Below are 24,917 nucleotides of genomic sequence, written 5' to 3'. Positions count from 1 at the left end.
TAGGGACGGTCAGGCCCAGACCTGCTCGACGCTGCTGCCGACCAGCACCACCTCGTGCGGACCGGCGCCGCTCTGGACGCCGCCCGACATCGAGGCCAGCGTATGCATCACCGTCGCTTCGTAGGCGAGCAGATCGGTGTTCTGGTTGACGTTCGCCACCAAAGCGCGCGCCACGGACGCCGCAGCGCTGCCGGAGTAGCCGGCCAGTTCGGCCGGCGTATCGATCAGCGCCGTGAAATTGGCGGCCACCACCAGGCGGTTGTTCACCAGTGCGCCGTCGATCAAGCCCTGGGCGCTGGTGTTGCGTTCCGCGCCCTCCAGCACGCTAAGCGCGGCCAGCGGGCGCGGCAAGCCGGCCGCGAGCGAGTTGGCCCAGTAAGCCAAGCCGCCCTCGTCCGCCGCGCGGCCCAGCACATGGGCATAGATCGCGGTCAGGAAATCCCGGTCGCTGCCGTTGCCCAGCGCGGCGGGGTCGGAGCTGAGGGCGAAATTGTCCACCATCGCCTTGACCGTGGCGTTGGTGTAATAGGCCATGATGAAGTCCCCCGTGGTGGTCGGTGCGTGAGTGCTCATCATCTGGCCGACCATGCCGCTCAGGCCGCCGGCGTCGGCCGGGTTGCCGAAGTAAGCGATATAGAATTTCTGCGCCATCGCGACATAGGGCGCCCGCGCCGCATCCTCGTCCAGGCCGGCCTGGCTCAGCGCCATGGTGCCGTCGGCGAACTTCAGGCGTTCGATATTGCTCAGGGTATCGCCCTGGCCCGGATCGGCACGCGAGCTCACCGTATAGCCGGCGCCGCGCGCGGCCAGCGTGTAGCTGCCGAAGGCGCCCGTGTAGACGGCGGTGTCGATGCCGCCGCCGCCGTCGATGGTGTTGTGGCCGCCGTTGCCCTGCAGGCGGTTGGCGCTGCTGTTGCCGATCAGCGTATCGTCGCCGCTGCCGCCGGTGGCGTTCTCGATCACCGCGCCGTAGGCGATCGCCAGGTTGTTGGTGCCGTCGTAGATGCCGATCGTCGGCGGCGGCGTCTGCCAGTTGATGCCGGCGCCGGTGTCGGACGGAATATGAATGGACGAGTAGTGGCCCTGCTGCAGATCGATCAGCGAGCCGTTGCTGAAGTTGGAGATCGAAATGGTGTCGCTGCCGCCCGCATCCCAGATGGTGGTCAGGAAAGGCGTGGCCGGATCGAAGGTGTAGACATCGTCGCCGGTGTGGTAGGTGGTGTTGGCGCCGTACACATATTGCATCGCCGCGATGTCGTCGAGCATCGGCGCGTTCGGCACCACGTTATAGGATTTCCACGAGGCTGAATTGGCGGTTTCAGTGACGTCGACGAACTTGCTATGGGGCGCATCGTCATAGGCCATCAGCGAGTACTGGCGGTTGGCCCGCGCCGGATCGACCGGCGTGTCTTCAAACGGATGCTTCAGGCCCAGCGCATGGCCCAGTTCGTGAATCAGGGACATGTAGTTGTACGAGCCCACCGACCAGTCGCTGTTGCTGCGCGCGCCGTCCGGGTCGGTGTTGATCCAGACGTCGCCGCCGGACGGGTAGGTGCTGTCCGGGTAGTTGGCCCAGCCCCAGGCGCTACCGCCGTCGCTGGTCGCTTCCGCGGCCGAGGTCCAGGCAAAGCGGATGTCGCCGACCGAGGTGGCGGTGTCGGCCAGCTGCACCGGCTTGATGTTGGCGACGTTGGCCCAGGCCTGCAGGGCGGCCTGCGCCGCGGCCTGCTGGGTCGCGTCGAAGCCGTAGTGCTGGGTGGCGTGCGGCTCGTTCAGGTCGGAGTAGCTGCCGCCCCGCGGGCCGCTGAACACCGCCGAGCTGTTGTTAGCGAAGGGGAAGCTGTAGGTGATGCTGATGCCGCTGCCGACCCCAGCGCCCCACTTGATGCCGCCAAGCAGGGCGTCGATGATCAAGTTGCCGGAATCTTTCACCGACGAGGTGGGGCTGGACGTGGTCGGGGTGCTCATCGTGGTTCTCCTGGGTCGCCGCCAAGCGCGGCCGGTCTACCAATTCTATGCAAAAAAAAACCGGCGTGCACAGAAAACTGGCGCCCCGGAATGTCATGACGTACGGCAATATTCTCGCAATTGTAATATAGCCTCGGCGTTAGAAGAAGAGAAACACCGGTCGGCCGCCTCCAGATAAGGCAGCCAGACATGGTTCAGGTGTTCGCGCGGCGCCAGCTTGACGGCGATGTCGCGCGGCACTTCGACGCTGAAGACGTGCTCGGTGTTTTCCGTCACGCCGGGCGCGTAGCGGTGGCGCCAGACCGGATAGATGGTGTAGACGTTGGACAGCCGCCAGTCGCGCAGCACGATGGTTACGCCGTCGGCGACGATGCCGGTTTCCTCGAACAGCTCGCGGCGCGCGGTCTCCATCAGCGGCTCGTCGGGCGCGTCCAGCGAGCCGGTCACGGATTGCCAGTAACCGGGCCGGTCGGCGCGCTCGATCAGCAGCACTTGCAGGTCGGCCGTGTGGATCACCACCAGCACCGACTCAGGGATCTTGTAAGGCTTCATGTCGGATAAAAGAAAAGGCGCCGCAGCGCCCTTTCCATTGCTTGATCAGCCAGCCACTTTCGGCTCGGCCGCGCGCAGACGGATGTGCAGTTCTTTCAACTGCTTCTCGTCCACTTCCGACGGCGCCTGGGTCAGCAGGCACTGGGCGCGCTGGGTTTTCGGGAAGGCGATCACGTCGCGGATCGAATCGGACTTGGTCATCAGGGTCACGATACGGTCCAGGCCGAAGGCCAGGCCGCCGTGCGGCGGCGCGCCGTATTGCAGCGCGTCGAGCAGGAAGCCGAACTTCAGGCGGGCTTCGTCGGCGTCGATCTTCAGCGCGCGGAACACTTTCGACTGCACTTCCTCGCGGTGGATACGGATCGAACCGCCGCCCAGTTCCCAGCCGTTCAAGACCATGTCGTAGGCCTTGGCGATGCAGGCGCCCGGATTGGTTTCCAGCATGTCTTCATGGCCGTCTTTCGGCGCCGTGAACGGATGGTGGGTCGCGGTCCAGCGGTCGGCTTCTTCGTCGTATTCGAACATCGGGAAGTCCACCACCCACAGCGGCGACCAGACGTCGTCGAACAGGCCGGCTTTCTTGCCGAATTCCGAATGGCCGATCTTGACGCGCAGCGCGCCGATGGCGTCGTTGACCACCTTGGCCTTGTCGGCGCCGAAGAAGATCAGGTCGCCGTCTTCGGCGCCGGTCAGTTCCAGCACCTTGGCCAGCGCGGCGTCGTGCAGGTTCTTGACGATAGGCGATTGCAGACCGTCGCGGCCCTTGGCCTTCTCGTTGACCTTGATGTAAGCAAGGCCGCGCGCGCCGTAGATGGCGACGAACTGGGTGTAGGCGTCGATTTCCGAACGTGGCATGTCGCCGCCCTTCGGTACGCGCAGGCCGACCACACGGCCGTTAGGCATGTTGGCGGCGCCCGAGAACACCTTGAAGTCGACGTCCTTCATCACTTCGGTCAGGTCGGTGAACGACAGCTTGACGCGCATGTCCGGCTTGTCCGAACCGTATTTGCCCATGGCTTCGGCGAAGTCCATCACCGGGAACGGGTTAGGCAGTTCGACGTTCATGGTGTTGCGGAACACCTTGCGGATCATGTCTTCGAACAGGTCGCGGATTTCCTGTTCGGTCAGGAACGAGGTCTCGCAGTCGATCTGGGTGAATTCAGGCTGGCGGTCGGCGCGCAAGTCCTCGTCGCGGAAGCACTTGGTGATCTGGTAGTAGCGGTCGAAGTTGGCGACCATCAGCAGCTGCTTGAACAGCTGCGGCGATTGCGGCAGCGCGAAGAAGTTGCCGGCGTTGACGCGCGACGGCACCAGGTAGTCGCGCGCGCCTTCCGGGGTCGACTTGGTCAGCATCGGGGTTTCGATGTCGATGAAGCCCAGGTCGTCGAGGTACTTGCGCACTTCCATCGTGACCTTGTAGCGCAGGCGCAGGTTGTTCTGCATCTGCGGACGGCGCAGGTCCAGCACGCGGTGGGTCAGGCGGGTGGTTTCCGACAGGTTGTCGTCGTCCAGCTGGAATGGAACCGCCACGGAGGCGTTCAGCACTTCCAGTTCGGAGCAGACCACTTCGATCTTGCCCGACTTCAGGTTGGCGTTGACGGTGCCGGCCAGGCGGTCCTTGACCACGCCGGTCACGCGCAGGCAGAACTCGTTACGCACGGCTTCGGCCGCCTTGAATACTTCCGCCTGTTCCGGATTGCAAACGATCTGCACCAGGCCTTCGCGGTCGCGCAGGTCGATGAAGATCACGCCACCGTGGTCGCGGCGACGATGTACCCAGCCGCACAGGCTGACAGTTTGGCCAAGCAGCGCTTCAGTGGTGAGGCCGCAGTAGTGAGTACGCATTGAGGACATGTTTATTTCTCGGTTCAGGTTAAGTTACTCAGTTAATCTATTTTTTAATCTAATTTATTTGCCGGCGATCTCGATGGCACGGGGCGCGTCTTCCGGCGCCACCACCCCCATCGAGACGATGTACTTCAGCGCCGCATCGACGGACATGTCGAGCTCGACCACGTCCTTGCGCGCCATCATCAGGAAAAAGCCCGACGTCGGGTTCGGCGTGGTCGGGATGTAGACGCTGACGTAGTCGCCCACCAGGTGGTTCTTGACGTCGCCGCCGGGGGTGCCGGTCAGGAAGGCGATGGTGTACGAGTTCTGGTGCGGGTAAGGGATCAGCACCGCCTTGCGGAAGGCATTGCCCGACGACGAGAACAGCGTATCCGACACCTGCTTGACGCTGGAATACAGCGAGCTGACGACCGGTATGCGGGTCAGCAGCTTTTCCCACAGCTTGACCACGTAGTTGCCGACCAGGTTGTTGGTCAGCAGGCCGGTCAGGAACACGATCAGTATCGTCAGCACCGTGCCCAGGCCGGGAATATCGAAGCCGACCAGGGTACGCGGCTGCCAGCGCTCCGGCACGAACAGCAGGGACTGGTCCATGGTGCTGATGACCAGGTTCAGCACCCAGGCGGTAATCGCCAGGGGAACCAGGATCAGCAAGCCGGTAATGAAATATTTACGCATCGATTACTCTTCGAGTGGGTGGTGCTGCGGGGTGCTTCAGGCCGAATTCAGTCCGACTTCGTACCGGTGCCGGCGGCAGGGGCGGCTGCCGGGGCCGACGTTTCCGCCGGAGCGGACGCGGCCGGTCCGGTCGCCGTGCCGGTCGCCGGCGGCGTACCGCCACGGAAATCGGTCACATACCAGCCCGAACCCTTCAACTGGAAACCAGCGGCGGTCAGTTGTTTCTTAAACGTCTCTTTGCCGCACGACAGGCAAACAGTCAGCTGCGGGTCGGAAATCTTCTGCAAGACATCCTTGGCAAAACCACATGCCTCGCAGCGGTAGGCGTAGATCGGCATCTATTACTCCGCAAAAATCATCAAAACCCTGAATTATAAAGCTTTTTGCCGGGCGCTTGCCTGTTTCCTGTGGCCAAGAGCAGACGGTAGGCCGCGATTATCGATTTCATCCGCAAAATCTATTCGTCAATCGTCGCGGGACATGCTTAAATACGTGCTGCAACCCGCCGATTTCCCAATCCCTGAATCGCCGTTTTAACGCTGCCCCGCACCACGCAACATCGCCACCGAACCATGATTGGGAAACATAATGAAAAAACACGTTTATGCCGGCATCCTGGCCATCACCCTGGCCTTCCCCGCCTTCGCCGCACCGACCACCCTTCAGCCATCCGCACCGGACCAGCCGTTGCGCAGCCGCGCCGTGCTGTCCTGCATGCTGCTGCTGGTGGGCCTGCATGCCTATAGCCGCCGCTTCGAAAAGCAAAGGCAGCATGGCCTGCAGATGATCGCCGCGGACTAGGCCTGCCCGCTAGCGGCGGCGCCACACCATCCAGCGCTCCTTGCCTTCGAACACGGGAATCGAATCGCTGACGGCGTCGTCGGCGATACAGTCGAAATCGGCCTGCAGCAAAGCCTGCAACTCGCTGCGGGCGATGCCGAACGGCGGCCCCTTGGGCGCCTCGTCAAAGAAAAAATAACCGGCCAGCAGCGCACCCGGCGCCAGCAGCGCCGCCCAGCGCGCCGCCACCTGCGGCCGCATCGCACGCGGCAAGGCGCACAGGAAGGCGCGCTCGTAGATCAGTTGCAGCGGCTGCGCCGGCTGCCAGTCGAAGAAATCCGCCTCCACCACACGCGCCGCGTGCGCGCCGACCGCCGCCTTGCCCGCCGCCACCGCGGCCGGCGAGAAGTCGATGGCCACCGCATCCCAGCCCGCATCGGCCAGGAAGGCCAGCTCGTAGGCCGAGCCGCAGCCCGGTATCAGCGTCGCCAGCGGCGCGCTGGCGGCGGCGAATGCGCGCAGCGCCTGCGGCACGCCGCCCTTGTCCCAGGGCGTGAAGTTGCGCTCGAAGCGCTCGTCCCAGAACGCCGGCGACATCGGATCGCGTTGTGCGAAATCGACCATGGTCAGGCCAGGTGGTGCCAGCGCAGATACAGCTGGTACAGCGCCAGGCCCAGGCCGAAGGCGCCGGCGAAGTACACCACAAAGCCCAGCAGGCGGTTGGTGCGCTGCTGTTCGCCGATCAGCACCTTGATGAGCTCGGCGTTGTCGGCCGGGCGCTCGCCCTGCTGCTCCAGCGCGCGGTGCAGCAGGCGCGGCAGTTGCGGCAGGATGTGGGTGTAGCGCGGCGCTTCCGCTTTCAGGCGCTGCCACATGCCCTGCCAGCCGACCTGCTCGGCCATCCAGTTTTCCAGATAGGGCTTGGCGGTCTTCCACAGGTCCAGGTCGGGATCGAGCTGGCGGCCCAGGCCTTCGATATTGAGCAGCGTTTTTTGCAGCAGCACCAGCTGCGGCTGCACTTCGACGTTGAAGCGGCGCGACGTCTGGAACAGGCGCAGCAGGATCTGGCCGAAGGAGATGTCCTTCAGCGGCCGGTCGAAGATCGGTTCGCAGCAGGCGCGCACGGCGGACTCCAGCTCGTCGACCCGGGTTTCCCTGGGCGCCCAGCCGGACTCGATGTGCGCCTCGGCCACGCGCTTGTAATCGCGGCGGAAGAAGGCCAGGAAGTTCTGCGACAGGTAATCCTTGTCGAAATCGTTGAGCGTGCCGACGATGCCGAAATCGAGCGCGATGTAGCGGCCGAAGGTGGCCGGGTCGATCGACACCAGGATGTTCCCGGGATGCATATCGGCGTGGAAGAAGCCGTCGCGGAACACCTGCGTGAAGAAGATCTCGACGCCGTCGCTGGACAGCTTTTTCAAGTCCACGCCGGCCGCTTCCAGGCGGTCGATCTGCGACACCGGAATGCCGTGCATGCGCTCCATCACGATCACGCTGTTGGAGCAGTAATCCCAGTACATCTCCGGCACCAGCAGCAGGTCGGAGTCGGCGAAGTTGCGGCGCAGCTGGCTGGCATTGGCGGCCTCGCGCATCAGGTCCAGCTCGTCGTGCAGATACTTGTCGAACTCGGCGACCACTTCCTTCGGCTTCAAGCGCTTGCTGTCGGCCCAGACGCGGCCTATCCATTCGGCGGCGATGTGCATCAGCGCGACATCCTCGTCGATGGACTTCTTCATGCCCGGACGCAGCACCTTGACCGCCACCTGCTTGCCATCCTTGAGCGTGGCGAAGTGCACCTGCGCGATCGAGGCCGACGCCACCGGCGTGCGCTCGAAACTGGCGAACAGCTGGTCCGGATGGGCGCCCAGCGATTTGCGGATCTGCGCGATGGCCAGGTCGGAATCGAACGGCGGCACGCGGTCCTGCAGGCGCGACAGCTCCTCGACCAGGTCGGCCGGGATCAGGTCGCGCCGGGTCGACAGCACCTGGCCGAACTTGACGAAGATGGGGCCCAGCTCTTCGAGCGCCATGCGCAGGCGCACGCCGCGCGGCGCCGACAGGTCGCGCCAGAAGAACACCGTGTCGATCAGCTTGGTGATGCGCGGCTTCTTCAAGCCGGAGATGGCAATTTCATCGAGGCCGTACTGCACCGATACCCGCAGGATTTTCAGCAGGCGTAAAAATTTCAACATCATTTGGGATCCAGTTTCTGTGCCAGTTTTTGTTCCAGCCGGGTCAGGCGCTTGGCCGCGCGCTCGACGTCGTCGCGCAGGCGCACCACGTCGGCCGAGAAGGCTTCCACCGCTTGCGGGCGGATCAGCACCGGCTTTTCATCGAGCAGGAATTCGGCGACGTTCTCGGCCAGCTTTTGATGGCCCGTCTTGATGGTTTCAAACGCGGCGCGGACGCCGGACACCATGCGCACGGCGGCGATCGGACCCACCACTTTTTCCAGGTCGTGCTCGGCTTCCCAGCGCAGCGACTTGCTGAGGTTGGAGATGGCGTTGGCGAACTCGGCGTCGCCCTCGATCTGCACATAGGAAAACGCGCGCTCGCGGTTCCGCGCGATCAGCGGCAGGTCGGACAGCTTGACGCGGATGGTCACGCGGGCCGGCTCTTCAGCGGGTGCGGCTTCCAGCATGCCGTCTGCCGTCACGCGCAGGCGCAGCACGACCGCGCCGGTGTCGATGGCGGCGATCTTGCCGGCGTGGCGCTGCAACTCCGCGCGCGCCCATGGCTCCTGCGCCAGCAGGTGATTGATGGCGGCGCTGGCCGGCGCCGCGGCGGAGAAATTCGGTGGTGTCATTCGTTAACCGTGAAAACAAAAACCGCAAAACAAAACCGCCCGGAAATACGGGCGGTCTCGCAATCTTACCAGTTACCAGCTTGCCTCGCCGTTACGCGAGCTGTTGAATGCCGGCCAGCAGCCAGCCGGAGGCGCCGGAGACAGGCTTGGACAGGTTCCAGACCTCGTTGAACGGCTCGGCCAGCGCGTCCGGCGCCGGCTTGATGGTGCCGGTGAACTTGACGCTGGCGAGGTAATCGCTGTCGCTGGTTTCGATGCCCAGCAGCTCGGCTTCGATGGTGACGACGTCGGTGTAGTCCTTTTGCGCGCCGCGCTCGGTGATCTGCATCTTCAGCTCGGCAAACACTTCAGGGGTGGTGAATTCGCGGATGTCCGCCGAATCGCCCTTGTCCCAGGCCGCTTGCAGGCGGATGAAATTGCTCTTGGCCACGCGCAGGAAGGATGGCGCGTCGAAGTCGGCCGGCACGCCCCAAGGCGTGTGGGCCACCGGAGCAGGCTGGGCATAAGACTGCTGCTCAGGCTGCAGGCGCGAACCGATGTCCGGCGTGCCGCTGGCTGGCGGCATCGAGTAGACATTGTTACCGCCGAACGCCGCTGGCGCCGCGGCGGCAGGCTGCGAGCGGCTGCGGATCAGGCGGATGACGAAGAACACCGCCCCGGCCAGCAGCGCCAGCATGATCAGCGAGCCAAACATGCCGCCCATCGCGCCGCCCAGGCCAAAGTGCGAGAACAGCGCGCCGATACCCAGGCCCAGCAGTGCGCCGCCCAGGATGCCCTTCCACGGGCTGGCCGGTTTAGGCGGGATCGCGGCCGGCGGAGCGGCCGGTGTAGGCGCGGCCTGGCGCGGCGCGGTCGGCGCAGGCGCGGCGGCCGGCGGCATGCGGTTGACGCTTTGCGACTGGCGTCCGATCGAACGGCCGCCGCCCATCGGACGGGCCAGGGCCTCGCCCAGCATCGACAGTGCGGAGACGGCCAGTACGGCGCCGATCAGGATTTTCTTGATGTTCATGATGTTCCTATCACTACAGTTGACTACAGTTTGATACCGGTGTGTAAAGCGGCCACACCTGCCGTCAGGTTGTAATACGTTACGCGTTCCAGGCCGGCCTCTTCCATCATGGTCTTCAGCGTTTCCTGGTCCGGGTGCATGCGGATCGATTCGGCCAGATAGCGGTAGCTTTCGGCATCGCCGGCGATCTTCTGGCCCATCCACGGCAGGATCTTGAACGAATACAGATCGTAAGGTTTTTGCAGCGGCTCGGCCACTTTCGAGAATTCCAGCACCAGCAGCTTGCCGCCCGGCTTCAGCACGCGGCGCATTTCCGCCAGCGCCTGGTCCTTGTGGGTCATGTTGCGCAGGCCGAAGGCCACGCTGACGCGGTCGAAGTAATTGTCCGGGAACGGCAATTTTTCGGCGTCACATAGCAATGTGGGGGTCAACAGGCCGCGATTCAAGAGGCGGTCGCGGCCGACGCGCAGCATCGACTCGTTGATGTCGGTAAGCCAGACTTCGCCGGTCGGGCCGGCCTGCTTGGCGAATACCTTGGCCAGGTCGCCGGTGCCGCCGGCGATGTCCAGGCACTTGAAACCGGGGCGCACGGCGGCGTTGGCGATGGTAAAGGTCTTCCACAGACGGTGCAGGCCGGCCGACATGACGTCGTTCATGATGTCGTACTTGGCGGCGACAGAATGGAAAACCTTGGCGACTTCGCGGACTTTATCGTCTTCCGCGACGGTTTTGTAACCGAAGTGAGTGGTATTGGTCATGGTAGGCAGGCCTGTTAGTTTGCCTGCATTATACAAGACGCTACTGCGCATTCAGGTGGCGCCACCCCAGTCCGAGCGCCGTACGGGGGCGAAAACCCTTCCACAGGCCCGGATCGGGCTTGATGGTGCCGTCCGCGCCCAGCGGCGGCAGGTCCAGATACGACTGGTACGGCTGCTGCTTGAGGTGGATGCCGAGGAAGGCCGTGACGAAGTGCTGGTTGATGTTGTTGATGCGGCGGCTGTCCCAAACCGGCTCGGCATAGGACTGGAAGTCGTCGAAGTTGGCCAGCATGGCCGGCGATGGCGGATTCGGCGCGGAATTGTGGCGGCCGCCGATGTAGGTCAGCAGGTAGCGGTCGGCGTGGATGGCGCCCTGGAACAGGCGCAGCACGCCGTCCTGGTAGCCGGCCACGTCATCCTGGTCGCCGCTGACGAACAGCGTCGGCGTGCGCACGCCGGCCAGGCCGGCCGGCTCCCACACCTGATGCGCGCCGCCCCACGGGGCGAAAGCCACCACCGCCTTGATGCGCGGATCGCGCCGCGCCTCGTATTGCGCGTTGCCCTGCTGGTTGACGGCCAGCTTGCCGCCGGGGACATACGCGGCCGCGACCGGACCGACGCCAGCGCCGACGGTGTTGAGCGCGCCGTAGCCGCCCATCGAATAGCCGACCAGCGCGGTGTTGTCGGCATCGACCAGTCCGGACAGGAAATGGCCGCTGCCCGGCCTGGCCCAGGCGGCCACGGTTTGCAGCACGAACAAATCGTCCTGCGCGCGGTTGAGCAGCGTGCTGGCGAAGCCGGCCTTGTCGGCGCGGGTCGATTCGGGATGGTCGATGGCCACCACGACATAGCCTTTGGAGGCGAGGTTTTCGGTCAGGTAGCTCATCTGCAGGCGCGAGCCCGGATAGCCGTGCGAGACGATCACCAGCGGATAGCCGCCGGCCGGCGCGGTGGCGGCCGGGGCCAGCGGCGCGGCGTCGCGCGCGGCGCGGCCGTTGAACGCGAACGGGGTGTTGGGGCGGGCCGGGTCGTTCGGTCCGGAGCCGAGCACATCGGTATAAACCGTATGTTCTTTTTGGCCGGGCTGGAGCGCGGCGGGATACCAGACTTCCAGCGTCAGCTTGCGGGTGTAGCGCGGGTTGGGCGTGGCGTCGCTGTAGCGCAGGATGTCGAGCTGGTCGGCGTGCTCGGCCACCAGCGTGCGCACGCCGACCGGCGACGGTCCGCGCGCAGCCAGCTCAGGCGCGTCGGGCCGCGCATCGCCGAAATACTCCTGCGCGCCCAACGGCACGGCGATCAAGGCCACGGCCAGCATCAACACCTTGCAAACATCCCTCATGCCAACTCCCATCAAGCGAAACCGCCAACTATCCCACGGCGCTGTGACAGCTTGATGAAATGAAGGCGCGTTCGTTTGATATAGCCGAAAACATCGCCAGCCGGGCAGGCTAATCTGGCCAGAGTCACCAGAGGTACTACCATGCCGCCGACCGTTTATCTCGACACCTCCGTCATTTTGCACCTGACCGATCCACCGAGTCCGAACCCGATCACCCGCGCTTGCCAACAACTGACACGCCTCTGGTGGGAGAACTGCAGGGTTCCCAATATGACTTATGTATCCAAATACGTGGTGAAGGAAATCGAAGAGGGAATGCCACTAAGAATGCAGCGGCGTCTCAAGGCTATCGACAATCTGGTTTGCTATCCCGTTAGCGATCGCGCTCACAGCATTGCTGAACTATTGAGTTTGGGCGCGGGTCTAACGGCGAGAGCCAACGAGTCATCAAGGCATATCGCATGCGCCGCGTTGAATCACAACGATATTCTGCTGACCTGGAACTGCCGGGATATCGCGAATGCAAGAAGACTACCGGCACTTCGGTTCCTGATGGACGCCGAGGAATTGCAATTACCAGAACTGGTGACGCCCTTTGAACTGATGGAGAACCGCCATGAAGATTTTTGATAAAGAAATTCCATCCGACCTGGAAATCCCCGAGCTCGATGAAAAAACCAAGGCCGAGATTGACGCCTTGGATGCCGAATGGGAACGAGACAAGGAAGTCATGAATCAAATCCACGAACGCTACAAGGAACGCTGGCCCACCATGCAAAAGGAGGCAAACCTGCCTCCGCCAACTATCAACGTCGAAGCGTTTCGGAAATTATCGCCGAGGATAAGGGCAATTTTCGCCTACATCCATCGCGAAGCGATCACCTACTGAATCAGTGCTTGTGACCGCAACCGCTGTGGTTTTTCGAACCGGGGCCGGTCAAGGTCACGCCGGTCTCGCGGCCGCTGTCGCCTTCAAAGCCTGATGCGTGCAGGCGGTCCATGTAGTTGGCCCACAAAGCGTCTTTTTCATTGCCCAGCTTGTACAGGTAATCCCAGGTGTACAGCCCCGTGTTGTGGCCGTCGGTGAAGGTCGGCTGCACCGCGTAGTTGCCCACCGGGTCCACCGCCGCGATGCCCACTTCGCGCTTGCCCACTTGCAGCACCTCCTGCCCTTCGCCATGTCCCTTTACCTCGGCCGACGGCGAATACACGCGCAGCAGCTCGAACGGAATCGAGAACGAAGCGCCGTCGTCGAATTCGATGTCCAGCACTTTGGACTTGTTGTGGACGGTCAGGCCGGTGGGTTGCTTGCTCATATGGAGTCTTTCAAACGTTCGATGATCGCCGCGTGCAGGGCCGGCAGCAGCGCGCGGCGCGCGGCCAGCACTTCCGGCGCCGAGGCGCGCTGCGCCGCCGCCCAGGTCGGATTCGGGAAATGTGCATCATCCACATAACGCGGAATCACATGCCAGTGCACATGCGGCGTCATATTACCAAAGCTGGCCAGGTTGATCTTTTCCGGCGCCATCACCGCGCGTTGCGCGGACTCGACCGCCCACACCACCTCCATCACGCGGCCGCGTTCGGCCGGCGACAGATCGGTCATTTCCTTGACGTGCGCATTCCACACCACGCGCGTAAAGCCCGGATACTCGGCCTCATCCACAGCAACCACCGACAACCGGTCATCGCCCCAGATCAAAGCCGCGCCCGGCGCTTCCAGCAGCTTGCACAGCTCGCAGGCCATTACACCAGCACCCGTTCGATGCCGCCGTCGTTGGCGCGCTTGACGTAGTCGGCCATCCAGTTCTCGCCCAACAGGTGCTTGGCGATCTCGACCACGATGTAGTCGGCCGTCGTGCCGGCATCCTCGCCGTAGCGCGAGACGCCGCCCAGGCAGGCCGGGCAGCTGGTCAGGATCTTCACTTCGCCTTCGAAGCCGTCGGCGCGCAGCTTGTCCGCGCCCTTGATGACTTCCTCTTCCTTGCGGAAGCGCACCTGCGTCGAGATGTCGGGACGCGCAATCATCAGCGTGCCCGAATCGCCGCAGCAGCGGTCGTTCTTCTCGATCTTGACGTTGTCGTGCGTCTGGATCAGCGTGTTGACGGTCTTGGTCGCTTCCTGCAGCTTCATCGGCGTGTGGCAAGGCTCGTGGTACATATAGCGCGTGCCGGTCACGCCTTCCAGCCGGACCTGCTTCTCCATCAGGTACTCATGGATGTCCATGATGCGGCAGCCCGGGAAGATCTTGTCGAACTCGTAGGTCGCCAGCTGGTCGTAGCAGGTGCCGCACGACACCAGCACGGTCTTGATGTCCAGATAGTTGAGCGTGTTCGCCATGCGGTGGAACAGCACGCGGTTATCGGTCATCATCTTCTCGGCCTTGTCGTACTCGCCGGCGCCGCGCTGCGGATAGCCGCAGCACAGATAGCCCGGCGGCAGCACGGTCTGCACGCCCACCTCCCACAGCATCGCCTGCGTCGCCAGGCCCACTTGCGAGAACAGGCGCTCCGAGCCGCAGCCCGGGAAGTAGAACACCGCTTCCGTGTCGGCATTGGTGGCCTTGGGATTGCGGATGATAGGGATGACCTTGTCGTCCTCGATGTCCAGCAAGGCGCGCGCGGTTTTCTTCGGCAGGCCGCCCGGCATTTTCTTGTTGATGAAGTGGATCACCTGCTCGCGCACCTTGGGCTTGCCCACCGTTGGAGGCGGCGCCTTGGTCTGCTTCTTGGCGAACTTCTTCAGCAAGTCGTTGCCCAGGCGCTGGGCCTTGTAGCCGATGCCCACCATCGCCGCGCGGGTGGCGTTGATGGTGGCCGGATCGGTGGCGTTGAGGAAGAACATCGCCGCCGACTTGCCGGGATTGAAGCTCTTCTTGTCCATCTTGCGCAGCAGGTTGCGCATATTCATCGACACGTCGCCGAAGTCGATGTTGACCGGACATGGGGTCACGCATTTATGGCAGACCGTGCAGTGGTCCGCCACGTCCTCGAACTCTTCCCAATGCTTGATCGAGATGCCGCGGCGGGTTTGCTCCTCGTACAGGAAGGCTTCGATCAGCGAAGAGGTCGCCAGGATCTTGTCGCGTGGCGAGTACAGCAGGTTGGCGCGCGGGACATGCGTAGAGCAGACAGGCTTGCACTTGCCACAACGCAGGCAGTCCTTGACGCTGTTGGCGATTTCGCCGATATCGCTTTGCTGCATGATCAGCGATTCGTGGCCCATCAGGCCGAAGGACGGCGTGTAGGCGTTGGACAAATCGGCTTCCATGCCGGCCAGGTTCAGCAGCTTGCCCTTGTTGAAGCGGCCTTCCGGATCGACGCGCAGCTTGTAGTCGCGGAACGGGCCGATTTCCTCTTCGGTCAGGAACTCCAGCTTGGTGATGCCGATGCCGTGCTCGCCCGAGATCACGCCGTTGAGCGAACGGGCCAGCTTCATGATGCGCGCCACGGCCTGGTGCGCCAGTTGCAGCATCTCGTAATGATCGGAGTTGACCGGCAGGTTGGTGTGCACATTGCCGTCGCCGGCGTGCATGTGCAGCGCCACGAACACGCGGCCGCGCAGCACGCGCTTGTGGATGGCGGTCGCTTCGTCGAGGATCAGCTTGTAGGCCGCGCCGTTGAAGATCTGGCGCAGCTGGGCGCGGATTTCCTGCTTCCACGTGACGCGGATGGTGCGGTCCTGCACCACGTCGAACAGCGTCGCGTCCGGCTGGGTTTTCAGGCGTTCATCGAACACCGGCAGCAGGCGCTCCAGGCCCAGTTCGGCCAGTTGCGCGGCGACGGCGGTCAGCGGTTTGTCCAGCTCGGCCAGCAGGAAGGTCCAGCGTGCGTGCACCTGGGCCAGCAGCGCTTGCGCCTGCTGCTCGCGGTCGCCCAGCATTTCCGCGTCGCCGACGGCGTCGTCGGCGTCGTCGCTCTTGCCGATCGGCAGATTGCCGGCGGCGAAGAACTGCTGCAGTTCCTCGGCCAGCTGCAGCTTGTTCTTGATCGACAGCTCGATGTTGATGCGCTCGATGCCGTCGGTGTACTCGCCCATGCGGTTGAGCGGGATCACCACGTCTTCGTTGATCTTGAAGGCGTTGGTGTGCTTGGCGATGGCGGCGGTGCGGGCGCGGTCGAGCCAGAATTTCTTGCGCGCTTCCGGGCTGACGGCGACAAAGCCCTCGCCCACGCGGGTATTGGCGATGCGCACCACTTCCGACGCGGCCAGCGCGACGGCGTTTTCATCGTCGCCGACGATGTCGCCGAACAGCGCCATCTTCGGCAGCACGCCGCGTTTCGACTTGGTGGCGTAGCCGACCGCGCGCAGGTAGCGCTCGTCCAGGTGCTCCAGGCCGGCCAGGCGCAGCGTGCTGAACTGCTCGCCCTTGGCCGGCAAGCCGTCCAGGTAGTCCTTGATTTCGACGATCGATGGAATCGCGTCGCGCGCCTGGCCGAAGAACTCCAGGCAGACGGTGCGGGCGAACTTCGGCATCTTGTGCAGGATCCAGCGGGCCGAGGTGATCAGGCCGTCGCAGCCTTCCTTCTGGATGCCCGGCAGGCCGGCCAGGAATTTGTCGGTGACGTCCTTGCCCAGGCCTTCCTTGCGGAATTTGCGGCCTTCGATTTCCAGCAGCTCGGTCTTGAACGGCTCGCCTTTCGACTCGCCGCGCGCGGTTGGATGGGTCCACTCCAGCTTGAAGCGGGCCAGCGGCGTATCGTGGATCTTCGACAGGTTGTGGTCGAGGCGCGTCACTTCGAGCCAGTCGCCGTTCGGGTCGACCATGCGCCACGAGGCCAGGTTGTCCAGCGCCGTGCCCCACAGCACGGCCTTCTTGCCGCCCGCGTTCATGGCGATATTGCCGCCGATGCAGGAGGCGTGGGCCGAGGTCGGATCGACCGCGAACACGAAGCCGGCCTTCTCGGCCGCCTCGGACACCTTGTTGGTGATGACGCCGGCGCCGGTGTAGATGGTGGCGTAGTCGCGGTCCAGGCCGGGCAGCACCTTCATTTCCACCGCGCCCATGTTGAGCAGCTTCTCGGTGTTGATGACGGCGGACATGGGCGTCAGCGGGATCGCGCCGCCGGTGTAGCCGGTGCCGCCGCCGCGCGGGATGATGGTCAGCCCCAGTTCGATACAGCCCTTGACCAGGCCGGCCATTTCTTCCTCGGTGTCCGGGGTCAGCACCACGAACGGATACTCGACGCGCCAGTCGGTGGCGTCGGTGACGTGCGAGATGCGCTTCATGCCGTCGAAGCAGATGTTGTGCTTGTCGGTGTAGCGGCCCAGCACCTTGTTGGTGCGCTTGCGCAGGTCGTAGACCTGCTTGAATTCCTCGCCGAAATCGGCCACCGCCTTGCCGGCCGCGCGCAGCAGCTTGGCGACGTTGGTGCTGCGTGCGCGCGCCGCTTCGTCGCCGGTGTCGTCGACGGTCAGGCGGCGCTTGTCCACCTCGGCCAGGCGGTGATGCAGGGCGTCGATCAGCTCCTGGCGGCGCTTCGGGTTGTCCAGCATGTCGTCCTGCAGGTACGGATTGCGGCGGACCGCCCAGATATCGCCCAGCACTTCGTACAGCATGCGGGCCGAACGGCCGGTCTGGCGGGCGCCGCGCAGCGCGTCGAGCAAGCTCCACGATTCCTCGCCCAGCAGCCGGATGACGATCTCGCGATCGGAAAACGACGTGTAGTTATAAGGAATTTCGCGCAGGCGGACAGCCTCCGGACCGTGGGGCGTTTCCGCCAGCAGAGCTTGAATTTGTGCAGGGGCATTCATGTGAAATGGACTTGTAGACTGAACCCGGGAGGGCCATTCTAGCGTATTGCGGCGCACCACGCCGGAACAGCCTTAGGCGGCCGAGGGGCTATCCGGCATGCAAGAACCCGCCAAAAATTTGCAAAATACCGCTTTTCTTGGCAATACCGGATAAATACCCGCTATAAAACTGAACGAAATTCATGTGCGAGTGCAAATGGCAATATGATAAATTGCGTCAAATTAGCTCAGCAACTGGCCGATCCGGTGCCACACGCCGTCCGGCACGTACAACAGCAGCGAGGTCATGGTCAGGTAGCGCAGCAGTTTCCCGACCGCCATGTAGGCGATGCTGGGCCAGAAAGGCAGCTTGAGCCAGCCGCCCAGGGTGCACAGCGGATCGCCGATGCCGGGCAGCCAGGCCAGCAGCATGGTCTTGGCGCCGTAGCGCTCCAGCCAGTGGAACCAGCGGCTTTTGCGCTCCTTGGCGAAGGATTGCTTGGCCTGGTAGCCCATCCAGTAATCGACCGCGCCGCCCAGGGTGTTGCCGACGGTGGCGACGGCGATGGTGCTCCAGAACAGGGCCGGATTGGCCTTGATGACGGCGAACACCGCCGGTTCCGAGCCCAGCGGCAGCAGCGTGGCGGAGATGAAGCTGATGATGAAGACCGAGGTCAGGCCCACTTCCGGCGCGGCCAAAACGTGCAGCAGCCAGGCGATTACTGAGTCGATCATCGGTTTCTTTGAGCGGGAGGAAAGGTGTCCATTATAATGACTCGCACACCGCACGATTGAACAGTCCGGCCGCGCACCCATCCGCGCGCGGCCCGCGCCCCTGCTCCACCCGGTAACAAGCCGGATAGTTAGCACTGAAAAGCAAAGCCCCCCACCCTGGGGTCAAGTCTGACATTTGGACACGGGCTGGTCCGTAACAAGGATTACGGACCAGCCCGTGTCCAAATGTCAGACTTGACCCCAGGTTGAGCCTCGGAATCACTATGTTTGCAAACCATGACTATCGACTATCTGAAGAAAATCCTGACCGCGCGCGTCTACGACGTCGCCACTGAAACCCCGCTGGAACTGGCGCCGACGCTGTCGCAGCGCTACGAGAACCGCATTTATTTCAAGCGCGAGGACATGCAGAGCGTGTTCAGCTTTAAGATTCGTGGCGCGTACAACAAGATGGCCCATCTGAGCGAATCGCAGCGCAAGCGCGGCGTGATCTGCGCCTCGGCCGGCAACCACGCGCAAGGCGTGGCGCTGTCGGCGGCCAAGCTGGGCTGCCGCGCGCTGATCGTCATGCCCACCACCACGCCGCAGGTGAAGATCGACGCCGTCAAGGCACGCGGCGGCGCCGACGTCGAGGTGGTACTGCACGGCGAATCCTATACCGACGCCTACAACCACGCGCTGACGCTGGAGCAGGAACAGAAGCTGACCTTCGTCCACCCGTTCGACGATCCGGACGTGATCGCCGGCCAGGGCACCATCGGCATGGAAATCCTGCGCCAGCATTCCGGCCCCATCCACGCCATCTTCGTCGCCATCGGCGGCGGCGGCCTGATCTCCGGCATCGCCGCCTACGTCAAGCAAATCCGCCCCGACATCAAGATCATCGGCGTGCAGACGCTCGATTCGGACGCCATGGCGCGCAGCATCAAGGCTGGCGAACGCGTCACGCTGGCCGATGTCGGGCTGTTCTCGGACGGCACGGCGGTGCGCCTGGTCGGCGAGGAAACCTTCCGCCTGACCCGGCAGTACGTCGACGACATTATCCTGGTCGACACCGACGCCATCAGCGCGGCCATCAAGGACGTGTTCACCGATACCCGCAGCATCCTGGAGCCGGCCGGCGCGCTGGCCATCGCCGGCGCCAAGGCCTACGTCGAGCGCGCCGCGCTGAGCAAGGATCCGGTCAAGAACCAGACGCTGATCACCATCGCCTGCGGCGCCAATATGAACTTCGACCGCCTGCGCTTCGTCGCCGAACGCGCCGAGCTGGGCGAGGCGCGCGAGGCGGTGTTCGCCGTCACGCTGCCGGAACAGCGCGGCAGCTTCAAGCGCTTCTGCGCGCTGGTCGGCCCGCGCAATGTCACCGAGTTCAACTACCGCATCAGCGACAAGGACGAGGCCCATGTGTTCTGCGGCGTGCAGATCGCCGACCGCAGCGAATCGAGCGTGCTGGCCCGCACCTTCGAGCAGCACGATTTCAAGACGCTGGACCTGACCCACGACGAACTGGCCAAGGCCCACATCCGCCATCTGGTGGGCGGCAAGAGCGCGCTGGCCAAGGACGAGCTGCTGTATCGTTTCGAATTCCCCGAACGGCCGGGCGCGCTGATGCGTTTCCTTAATTCGATGGCGCCGAACTGGAATATCTCGCTGTGCCACTACCGCAGCCAGGGCGGCGATGTCGGCCGCATCCTGATCGGCCTGCAGGTGCCGTCGGGCGAGATGGACCAGTTCGCGCAATTCCTGACTACCCTCGGCTACCGCTACTGGGACGAAAGCGCCAACCCGGTGTACAAGCTGTTCCTGGGCTAACCGCAGCACGACGGCATGGTTTGCGCTACCATGCCGTCCTTCACTGAAACATCGATACCGCCATGACCAATACCGTCGACTTGTCCCCGCTGGGAAAAACCTCCGCCTACCGCACCGAATACGCGCCGGAACTGCTGTTCCCGATTCCACGCCAGGGCAAGCGCGATGAAATCGGCCTGGGCGTCGGCACCACCCTGCCCTTCTTCGGCGTCGACATCTGGAACGCCTACGAAATCTCCTGGCTCAACGCGCGCGGCAAGCCGCAGGTGGCGATCGCCCGCATCACCGTGCCGGCCGATTCGCCCAACATCATCGAATCGAAGTCCTTCAAGCTCTACCTGAACTCGTTCAACCAGACGCGGCTCGACAGCGTGGTCGCGCTGAAGAACCTGCTGCAACAGGATTTGTCGAACGGCTTCGGCGCCACCGTGCACATCTCGCTGACCCAGCCGGAGGAATTCGGCATGGTGGAAATGGGCGAGCTCGACGGCCTGCTGCTGGACCGCCTGGACATCGACGTCGACCACTACAGCCCGGCGCCGGAGCTGCTCAAGGCGGCGCTGGACGAGGAGCCGGTCGAGGAAAAACTGCTGTCGCACCTGCTCAAGTCGAACTGCCTGGTGACGGGCCAGCCGGACTGGGCCAGCGTGCAAATCCACTACGCCGGCCCGCAGATCGACCAGGAAAGCCTGCTGCGCTACCTGATCGGCTTCCGCGAGCACAACGAGTTCCACGAGCAGTGCGTCGAGCGCATCTTCACCGACATCCTGCGCCAGTGCCAGCCCCAGCAGCTGGCCGTGTACGCCCGCTACACCCGCCGCGGCGGCCTGGACATCAACCCCTGGCGCAGCAACTTCAGCACCGCCCAGCGGCCGCCGAATCTACGTGGCGCACGTCAATAAATCTGGCGCTTTTTCCAATCAAACCAGAAAAATCAGGCGTATGATGTGCAGATGACGCGCCGTTGTCCGCAACTGCGCGTCATACGGCCACAGCGGCCTGAAAACGCGCAAAAATCGGAAATTCGCCCCAGACCCTGGCGAAAAACCGGCGTTTTCCGAGATTTCTACTCAGAAATAGCGATTCCTTTCTTTGGTGCACATACCGCCCAGCCCGCGCGTCGGCTGGCCGACATAAACGCAACGGTAGGCGCGAGCGATTTACTGTTACATGGCGCAGAAACAAGCCTATAATTCTGCTCGCATGCCACCTTTGTGCGTTGCAACATTTTATGTCGCGTTATGAATAACCTTAGCAAAATACTCTCTCTGGAAAACGTGCAGCTGGATCTGGAAGTGTCCAGCAAGAAGCGCGCTTTCGAGCAAGCCGGCCTGATTTTCGAAAACAACTGCGGCATCGCCCGCTCCACCGTCTCGGACAACCTGTTCGCGCGCGAGCGCCTCGGTTCGACCGGTCTGGGCCACGGCGTCGCCGTGCCGCACGGCCGCATCAAGGGCATGAAGAGCCTGAAGTCGCCGCTGGCGGCGTTTGTCCGCCTGGCCGAGCCGATTCCGTTCGAATCGCCCGACGGCAAGCCGGTCAACCTGCTGTTCTTCCTGCTGATCCCGGACCACGTCACCCAGCAGCACCTGGAGATCCTGTCCGAGATCGCCGAGATGTTCTCCGACGACGCCTTCCGCACCGCGCTGAGCACGGACGCGGACCCGAAATCGGTGCACTCGCGCATCGTCAACTGGATGCCCAGCCTGCAGGCCGCCGGTTGAGATAGCCGGGGTCGTCAAACTATAGGTTAAACTAAGGTTTAGTTCATCCTCTTGCAAAGACGACCCATGCTGCAAACTCCGCTGACGATACAACGCCTCTACGACGACAATCGCGAAAGTTTGCAGCTAGGCTGGTTCGCCGGCTTCCCCGGCGGCGAACGCCTGATCTCCGGCGATGTCGCCTCGGCCGCCGACCAGGTCGGCCACCTGAACACCATCCACCCGGGCCGCATCCAGGTCTTCGGCCACCAGGAAATCAATTACTACCAGCGCCTGAAATCGCTGACGCGCGCCCACGTCATCGGCGAGCTGATCGCCGGCGGGCCGCCGGCGCTGATCATCGCGCAAGGCCTGGAAACGCCGCCCGACATTCTCGCCATTTGCGACGAGAAAAACATCCCACTGTTCTCGACGCCGCTGCCGGCCGCGCAGGTGATCGACTTCCTGCGCGTCTACCTGTCGAAGAAGCTGGCGCAGCGCATCATCATGCACGGGGTGTTCATGGACGTGCTGGGCGTGGGCGTGCTGATCACCGGCGATTCCGGCCTGGGCAAGAGCGAGCTGGGCCTGGAGCTGATTTCGCGCTCGCACGGCCTGGTGGCCGATGACGCGGTGGAGTTCTCGCGCATCGCGCCGAACATGATCGAAGGCCGCTGCCCGGCGCTGCTGCAGAATTTGCTGGAAGTGCGCGGGCTGGGCCTGCTGGACATCAAGGCCATCTTCGGCGAGACCGCCGTGCGCCGCAAGATGCGCCTGAAACTGATCGTGCACCTGGTGCGGCGCGGCGCCGCCGACGAGGAAGTGGAACGCCTGCCGTTCCAGTTCCCCACCGAGGATGTGCTGGGCCTGCCAATCCGCAAGGTCGTGATCCCGGTGGCGGCCGGCCGCAACATCGCGGTGCTGCTGGAGGCCGCCGTGCGCAACACCATCCTGCAACTGCGCGGCATCGATACGCTGCAGGAATTCATGGAGCGCCAGCGGCAGGCCATGAGCGGCGACTAAACGCCGCAACAACTCAAGCGGTTTTAGCCCACACGCTGTCCGCCGGCCCATGCTCAGCGCGGCGCGCAGTCAAGCGCGCCGCATAGGCGAACAGCAGCGCCAGCACCAGCGCCGTCACATCGACACCGATGGCCGCCACGCTGCCATGCGCCCACCATCCCAGCGAAGGCAGCAGCCACGCCATTAACGAGGTCAATGGAATCGCCAAGGCGCCCAGCGCGCACAAGGCCAGCAGGTGCACCGCCGCGCGCGACGCACCGCGCCAGAACGCCCACGCCAGCGCCGCCAGGAACACGCAGTAATACACCGTCAGGTAAGCCGAGTTGATATTCTCCGCCGCCGCAAACAACCATTTGCCGGCGACGATGGCGAAGGCGACTCCGGCCATCGATCCCAAGCACACGCCCACGGTCGCCGCCGCCATCACCCGCGTGGTGAGCGACTGCCGCGGCACCGGACCATTGCGCAACTGGTTCTTGCGGCGCTTCTCCACCCACAGCAGATTGCCCGAGTAGAACAGGAAGGCGCCGCTGGCGCCGAACAGGAAATACACCCAGCGCATCAAACTGCCGCCGTAGCTGCCGAAGTGCAGCGCGAACATCGGCGCCACCACATCGCTCCATGCATCGCTCTTGCTCGGCAACATGCTGGTGTCGAGCACCTTGCCGGTGTAGGGGTGGATCATCACATAGCCGGTCTCCGCACCCCGCACCAGGTAGCGCGGGCTGGCCACCGCAGCCCGTATCATCGGACGCGGCGTTTCCAGGCCCATGTACATCAGCGCCGTCACCTCGAAGCCGGGCGCCTCGCGCCGCACGGCTGCCACCAGCGCGCTGGCCGGCTGCAGGTCGCCGATGCGGTGCGGCGCGGCGTCGGCGGCGCGCCGCGCGAACATCGGCTGCTCGCCATAGACCACCTTGGCGATGCCGCCGTAGAACTGGTCATGGAAGGCGAACACGATCACCGTCACGCTGATGACGATGTGGTACGGCAGGCTGGCGATGCCGACGATGTTGTGCGCATCCAGCCAGAAGCGCTTGCGGTTCTTGCCCGGCCGCAGCGCGAAGAAATCCTTGACCAGCGTCGGCAGCAGCAGGATCACGCCCGAGACCAGCGCCAGGAAATACATGATGCCGGCGATGCCCATCAGGTAAGCGCCGATGTACTCGTCGCCCAGCCGTCCCGGGATGCCGCCGGTCCGGTGCAGCATGTCGATCAGCTCCGCCAGCAGCGACGGCACTTCCTCCTGCACCAGCAGCTTGCCGGACGGGTCCAGCGCCGCATGCCAGCGGGTGGCCGACACATCGATGCTGCGCTCGCCCTCGCCTTCGCTCCAGCTGACCGGGGCGGCGATGTTTTCATGCTGCCGCAAATGCAGCGTGAACTCTTTCCGCGCCGCCGGCTTTTGTGCCAGCAGCTCGCGCACCAGTTGATCGGTTTGCGCAGCGGGCATGGCCGGCAGCGTGCGCGCCGGCGCGCTGATCCAGCGGTCCAGCGGCTGCTTGAACATGGTCAGCGCACCGGCGAAGAAGCCGATGAACAGCAGCATGCCGGCGCAGATGCCGACCCAGGTGTGCAGCGACTGGTAGACGCGCAAGATGTCGCTACGAATTTTCATAACAGTCCTCGCGCATGAAACAGCGCGGCATACGCCACCGCATTGGCGGCCGACAGCCACAGCACCGCGCGCAAGCCGGTGCGGAACAGGTAGACGAAGGCGAACACCGGCATCCAGAACACGGCGATGCTCCACATGACGGCCTGCGTCTTGTTCGGCGCGGCGATGCCGCCGGGGCCGTACCACGCCAGCAGGCCGGCCAGCGCGAACGCCAGCGAGAAGCCGAGCACGGCGCCGGCAAAGGTCTTGCTCCACCAGTCGGGAGCGATCTTGCGGTCCATCTTGTTATCCATCGCGGCGCTTCAACAGAGAAAGGAAAGGCAGCGTGCTGAAGACCAGCATCTGCACCATCAGCCACGCGAAAACGGCGGTCAGCGGGCTGTAATAGCGCAAGCCGCAGGCCAGCGCCAGCAACAGCAAGCCAACGCCGGACGCCCTCGCCGGCCAGGCCGGCAAAGGCGCGCGCAACCAGCCCTGGTGGCGGTGGCTCAGGTACAGCAGCACACACGCCGCCAGCGTCAACAACAACGCCGTCAGGGGGATCAGCATCGC

Annotated in this window: 25 protein-coding genes; 7 read left to right on the top strand and 18 right to left on the bottom strand. The window is 63.8% G+C overall.

Features of this window, described 5'->3' with window-relative positions; all coding sequences use genetic code 11:
- Positions 1–9: 9 nt before the first annotated feature.
- The 5 genes from DUGA2_RS24325 to DUGA2_RS24305 all read right to left on the bottom strand — a co-directional run bounded on the left by DUGA2_RS24325 (position 10) and on the right by DUGA2_RS24305 (position 5,387).
- A complete protein-coding gene (locus DUGA2_RS24325) occupies positions 10–1,968 on the bottom strand; it encodes a M10 family metallopeptidase C-terminal domain-containing protein (protein WP_070272008.1) in 1,959 nt (652 codons plus the stop codon).
- A 93-nt stretch (positions 1,969–2,061) separates the two neighbouring features.
- Complete coding sequence (nudB, locus tag DUGA2_RS24320) at positions 2,062–2,520, bottom strand: dihydroneopterin triphosphate diphosphatase (RefSeq protein WP_070272007.1); 459 nt, start codon at positions 2,518–2,520, stop codon at positions 2,062–2,064.
- A 45-nt stretch (positions 2,521–2,565) separates the two neighbouring features.
- On the bottom strand, positions 2,566–4,365 hold the full coding sequence (aspS, locus tag DUGA2_RS24315; protein WP_174999338.1) for an aspartate--tRNA ligase: 1,800 nt from the start codon (positions 4,363–4,365) through the stop codon (positions 2,566–2,568).
- A gap of 63 nt (positions 4,366–4,428) precedes the next feature.
- Positions 4,429–5,049, bottom strand: coding sequence for a DUF502 domain-containing protein (locus tag DUGA2_RS24310; protein ID WP_070272006.1), 621 nt, complete (start codon positions 5,047–5,049; stop codon positions 4,429–4,431).
- A 47-nt stretch (positions 5,050–5,096) separates the two neighbouring features.
- Positions 5,097–5,387: an FmdB family zinc ribbon protein gene (locus DUGA2_RS24305; RefSeq protein ID WP_070272005.1), complete on the bottom strand. Its 291-nt coding sequence runs from the start codon at positions 5,385–5,387 to the stop codon at positions 5,097–5,099.
- A gap of 250 nt (positions 5,388–5,637) precedes the next feature.
- Between DUGA2_RS24305 and DUGA2_RS24300 the strand changes: the two genes are divergently transcribed.
- Complete coding sequence (locus tag DUGA2_RS24300; RefSeq protein WP_070272004.1) at positions 5,638–5,850, top strand: hypothetical protein; 213 nt, start codon at positions 5,638–5,640, stop codon at positions 5,848–5,850.
- Between the two features lie 9 nt (positions 5,851–5,859).
- Here DUGA2_RS24300 and DUGA2_RS24295 read toward each other — a convergent pair whose 3' ends face one another.
- From DUGA2_RS24295 to DUGA2_RS24270, 6 genes are all read right to left on the bottom strand, one after another.
- Positions 5,860–6,453 carry a methyltransferase domain-containing protein gene (locus tag DUGA2_RS24295; protein WP_070272003.1) on the bottom strand — a complete coding sequence of 198 codons (594 nt, stop codon included), beginning with the start codon at positions 6,451–6,453 and terminating at the stop codon, positions 5,860–5,862.
- Positions 6,454–6,455: 2 nt separating this feature from the next.
- Positions 6,456–8,024: a ubiquinone biosynthesis regulatory protein kinase UbiB gene (ubiB, locus tag DUGA2_RS24290; protein ID WP_070272002.1), complete on the bottom strand. Its 1,569-nt coding sequence runs from the start codon at positions 8,022–8,024 to the stop codon at positions 6,456–6,458.
- A complete protein-coding gene (locus tag DUGA2_RS24285) occupies positions 8,021–8,635 on the bottom strand; it encodes an SCP2 domain-containing protein (RefSeq protein WP_070272001.1) in 615 nt (204 codons plus the stop codon). Before DUGA2_RS24285 ends, ubiB begins: the two co-directional genes overlap by 4 nt.
- A 91-nt stretch (positions 8,636–8,726) precedes the next feature.
- On the bottom strand, positions 8,727–9,644 hold the full coding sequence (locus tag DUGA2_RS24280) for a Tim44 domain-containing protein (protein WP_070272000.1): 918 nt from the start codon (positions 9,642–9,644) through the stop codon (positions 8,727–8,729).
- A gap of 23 nt (positions 9,645–9,667) precedes the next feature.
- Positions 9,668–10,402, bottom strand: coding sequence for a bifunctional demethylmenaquinone methyltransferase/2-methoxy-6-polyprenyl-1,4-benzoquinol methylase UbiE (gene ubiE / locus DUGA2_RS24275; RefSeq protein WP_008444534.1), 735 nt, complete (start codon positions 10,400–10,402; stop codon positions 9,668–9,670).
- 40 nt (positions 10,403–10,442) lie between these two features.
- Positions 10,443–11,741, bottom strand: coding sequence for an alpha/beta fold hydrolase (locus DUGA2_RS24270; RefSeq protein ID WP_070271999.1), 1,299 nt, complete (start codon positions 11,739–11,741; stop codon positions 10,443–10,445).
- A gap of 141 nt (positions 11,742–11,882) precedes the next feature.
- Here DUGA2_RS24270 and DUGA2_RS33745 point away from each other — a divergent pair, with 141 nt between their 5' ends.
- Together DUGA2_RS33745 and DUGA2_RS24265 are read left to right on the top strand one after the other, a co-directional pair.
- Positions 11,883–12,371: a type II toxin-antitoxin system VapC family toxin gene (locus tag DUGA2_RS33745; protein ID WP_141753364.1), complete on the top strand. Its 489-nt coding sequence runs from the start codon at positions 11,883–11,885 to the stop codon at positions 12,369–12,371.
- Entirely contained in the window at positions 12,358–12,630 is a 273-nt protein-coding gene (locus DUGA2_RS24265) for a hypothetical protein (protein WP_070271998.1), read from the top strand. The genes DUGA2_RS33745 and DUGA2_RS24265 overlap by 14 nt, the downstream gene beginning before the upstream one ends.
- A 1-nt stretch (position 12,631) precedes the next feature.
- Here the strand turns inward: DUGA2_RS24265 and DUGA2_RS24260 are convergent, their stop codons facing one another.
- The 4 genes from DUGA2_RS24260 to DUGA2_RS24245 all read right to left on the bottom strand — a co-directional run bounded on the left by DUGA2_RS24260 (position 12,632) and on the right by DUGA2_RS24245 (position 18,209).
- The gene (locus DUGA2_RS24260; RefSeq protein ID WP_070271997.1) at positions 12,632–13,057 is read right to left on the bottom strand and encodes a gamma-butyrobetaine hydroxylase-like domain-containing protein; all 426 of its coding nucleotides are present in this window, start codon (positions 13,055–13,057) and stop codon (positions 12,632–12,634) included.
- Positions 13,054–13,488 (bottom strand): HIT family protein, encoded by a 435-nt coding sequence (locus tag DUGA2_RS24255; RefSeq protein WP_070271996.1) that lies wholly within the window; start codon positions 13,486–13,488, stop codon positions 13,054–13,056. Before DUGA2_RS24255 ends, DUGA2_RS24260 begins: the two co-directional genes overlap by 4 nt.
- Positions 13,488–17,495 carry an FAD/FMN-binding oxidoreductase gene (locus tag DUGA2_RS24250; RefSeq protein ID WP_070271995.1) on the bottom strand — a complete coding sequence of 1,336 codons (4,008 nt, stop codon included), beginning with the start codon at positions 17,493–17,495 and terminating at the stop codon, positions 13,488–13,490. The genes DUGA2_RS24255 and DUGA2_RS24250 overlap by 1 nt, the downstream gene beginning before the upstream one ends.
- Before the next feature lie 222 nt (positions 17,496–17,717).
- Entirely contained in the window at positions 17,718–18,209 is a 492-nt protein-coding gene (locus DUGA2_RS24245; RefSeq protein WP_070271994.1) for a YqaA family protein, read from the bottom strand.
- Positions 18,210–18,485: 276 nt separating this feature from the next.
- Between DUGA2_RS24245 and ilvA the strand changes: the two genes are divergently transcribed.
- The 4 genes from ilvA (at position 18,486) to hprK (ending at position 22,747) form a co-directional block, all read left to right on the top strand.
- A complete protein-coding gene (ilvA, locus tag DUGA2_RS24240) occupies positions 18,486–20,021 on the top strand; it encodes a threonine ammonia-lyase, biosynthetic (RefSeq protein WP_070271993.1) in 1,536 nt (511 codons plus the stop codon).
- A 62-nt stretch (positions 20,022–20,083) separates the two neighbouring features.
- A complete protein-coding gene (gene queF / locus DUGA2_RS24235) occupies positions 20,084–20,923 on the top strand; it encodes an NADPH-dependent 7-cyano-7-deazaguanine reductase QueF (protein ID WP_070271992.1) in 840 nt (279 codons plus the stop codon).
- A 339-nt stretch (positions 20,924–21,262) separates the two neighbouring features.
- Positions 21,263–21,745 carry a PTS sugar transporter subunit IIA gene (locus DUGA2_RS24230; protein ID WP_070271991.1) on the top strand — a complete coding sequence of 161 codons (483 nt, stop codon included), beginning with the start codon at positions 21,263–21,265 and terminating at the stop codon, positions 21,743–21,745.
- A 66-nt stretch (positions 21,746–21,811) separates the two neighbouring features.
- Positions 21,812–22,747, top strand: a complete 936-nt coding sequence (gene hprK / locus DUGA2_RS24225; RefSeq protein WP_008444515.1) for an HPr(Ser) kinase/phosphatase — start codon at positions 21,812–21,814, stop codon at positions 22,745–22,747.
- 13 nt (positions 22,748–22,760) lie between these two features.
- On the opposite strand, the gene DUGA2_RS24220 is transcribed toward hprK, so the two are convergent.
- From DUGA2_RS24220 to DUGA2_RS24210, 3 genes are read right to left on the bottom strand one after another with little or no spacing between them, the layout of a single operon-like run.
- Entirely contained in the window at positions 22,761–24,365 is a 1,605-nt protein-coding gene (locus DUGA2_RS24220) for a PepSY domain-containing protein (protein ID WP_070271990.1), read from the bottom strand.
- Positions 24,362–24,658: a hypothetical protein gene (locus DUGA2_RS24215; protein WP_070271989.1), complete on the bottom strand. Its 297-nt coding sequence runs from the start codon at positions 24,656–24,658 to the stop codon at positions 24,362–24,364. The genes DUGA2_RS24220 and DUGA2_RS24215 overlap by 4 nt, the downstream gene beginning before the upstream one ends.
- Positions 24,651–24,914: a hypothetical protein gene (locus DUGA2_RS24210; protein ID WP_083296446.1), complete on the bottom strand. Its 264-nt coding sequence runs from the start codon at positions 24,912–24,914 to the stop codon at positions 24,651–24,653. The genes DUGA2_RS24215 and DUGA2_RS24210 overlap by 8 nt, the downstream gene beginning before the upstream one ends.
- Positions 24,915–24,917: the final 3 nt, after the last annotated feature.

The organism is Duganella sp. HH101, from assembly GCF_001758795.1.
In the GTDB taxonomy this organism is placed as follows: domain Bacteria; phylum Pseudomonadota; class Gammaproteobacteria; order Burkholderiales; family Burkholderiaceae_D; genus Rugamonas; species Rugamonas rivuli.
The sequence above is the reverse complement of the archived record's forward strand: the minus strand, read 5'-3'. Positions and strand labels throughout refer to the sequence as shown.

What these genes read in the sequence shown, in the direction of transcription:
- DUGA2_RS24325 (WP_070272008.1), bottom strand. Translation starts at nt 1,968, where the DNA reads ATGAGCACCCCGACCACGTCCAGCCCCACCTCGTCGGTGAAAGATTCC.
- nudB (WP_070272007.1), bottom strand. Translation starts at nt 2,520, where the DNA reads ATGAAGCCTTACAAGATCCCTGAGTCGGTGCTGGTGGTGATCCACACG.
- aspS (WP_174999338.1), bottom strand. Translation starts at nt 4,365, where the DNA reads ATGCGTACTCACTACTGCGGCCTCACCACTGAAGCGCTGCTTGGCCAA.
- DUGA2_RS24310 (WP_070272006.1), bottom strand. Translation starts at nt 5,049, where the DNA reads ATGCGTAAATATTTCATTACCGGCTTGCTGATCCTGGTTCCCCTGGCG.
- DUGA2_RS24305 (WP_070272005.1), bottom strand. Translation starts at nt 5,387, where the DNA reads ATGCCGATCTACGCCTACCGCTGCGAGGCATGTGGTTTTGCCAAGGAT.
- DUGA2_RS24300 (WP_070272004.1), top strand. Translation starts at nt 5,638, where the DNA reads ATGAAAAAACACGTTTATGCCGGCATCCTGGCCATCACCCTGGCCTTC.
- DUGA2_RS24295 (WP_070272003.1), bottom strand. Translation starts at nt 6,453, where the DNA reads ATGGTCGATTTCGCACAACGCGATCCGATGTCGCCGGCGTTCTGGGAC.
- ubiB (WP_070272002.1), bottom strand. Translation starts at nt 8,024, where the DNA reads ATGATGTTGAAATTTTTACGCCTGCTGAAAATCCTGCGGGTATCGGTG.
- DUGA2_RS24285 (WP_070272001.1), bottom strand. Translation starts at nt 8,635, where the DNA reads ATGACACCACCGAATTTCTCCGCCGCGGCGCCGGCCAGCGCCGCCATC.
- DUGA2_RS24280 (WP_070272000.1), bottom strand. Translation starts at nt 9,644, where the DNA reads ATGAACATCAAGAAAATCCTGATCGGCGCCGTACTGGCCGTCTCCGCA.
- ubiE (WP_008444534.1), bottom strand. Translation starts at nt 10,402, where the DNA reads ATGACCAATACCACTCACTTCGGTTACAAAACCGTCGCGGAAGACGAT.
- DUGA2_RS24270 (WP_070271999.1), bottom strand. Translation starts at nt 11,741, where the DNA reads ATGAGGGATGTTTGCAAGGTGTTGATGCTGGCCGTGGCCTTGATCGCC.
- DUGA2_RS33745 (WP_141753364.1), top strand. Translation starts at nt 11,883, where the DNA reads ATGCCGCCGACCGTTTATCTCGACACCTCCGTCATTTTGCACCTGACC.
- DUGA2_RS24265 (WP_070271998.1), top strand. Translation starts at nt 12,358, where the DNA reads ATGAAGATTTTTGATAAAGAAATTCCATCCGACCTGGAAATCCCCGAG.
- DUGA2_RS24260 (WP_070271997.1), bottom strand. Translation starts at nt 13,057, where the DNA reads ATGAGCAAGCAACCCACCGGCCTGACCGTCCACAACAAGTCCAAAGTG.
- DUGA2_RS24255 (WP_070271996.1), bottom strand. Translation starts at nt 13,488, where the DNA reads ATGGCCTGCGAGCTGTGCAAGCTGCTGGAAGCGCCGGGCGCGGCTTTG.
- DUGA2_RS24250 (WP_070271995.1), bottom strand. Translation starts at nt 17,495, where the DNA reads ATGAATGCCCCTGCACAAATTCAAGCTCTGCTGGCGGAAACGCCCCAC.
- DUGA2_RS24245 (WP_070271994.1), bottom strand. Translation starts at nt 18,209, where the DNA reads ATGATCGACTCAGTAATCGCCTGGCTGCTGCACGTTTTGGCCGCGCCG.
- ilvA (WP_070271993.1), top strand. Translation starts at nt 18,486, where the DNA reads ATGACTATCGACTATCTGAAGAAAATCCTGACCGCGCGCGTCTACGAC.
- queF (WP_070271992.1), top strand. Translation starts at nt 20,084, where the DNA reads ATGACCAATACCGTCGACTTGTCCCCGCTGGGAAAAACCTCCGCCTAC.
- DUGA2_RS24230 (WP_070271991.1), top strand. Translation starts at nt 21,263, where the DNA reads ATGAATAACCTTAGCAAAATACTCTCTCTGGAAAACGTGCAGCTGGAT.
- hprK (WP_008444515.1), top strand. Translation starts at nt 21,812, where the DNA reads ATGCTGCAAACTCCGCTGACGATACAACGCCTCTACGACGACAATCGC.
- DUGA2_RS24220 (WP_070271990.1), bottom strand. Translation starts at nt 24,365, where the DNA reads ATGAAAATTCGTAGCGACATCTTGCGCGTCTACCAGTCGCTGCACACC.
- DUGA2_RS24215 (WP_070271989.1), bottom strand. Translation starts at nt 24,658, where the DNA reads ATGGATAACAAGATGGACCGCAAGATCGCTCCCGACTGGTGGAGCAAG.
- DUGA2_RS24210 (WP_083296446.1), bottom strand. Translation starts at nt 24,914, where the DNA reads ATGCTGATCCCCCTGACGGCGTTGTTGTTGACGCTGGCGGCGTGTGTG.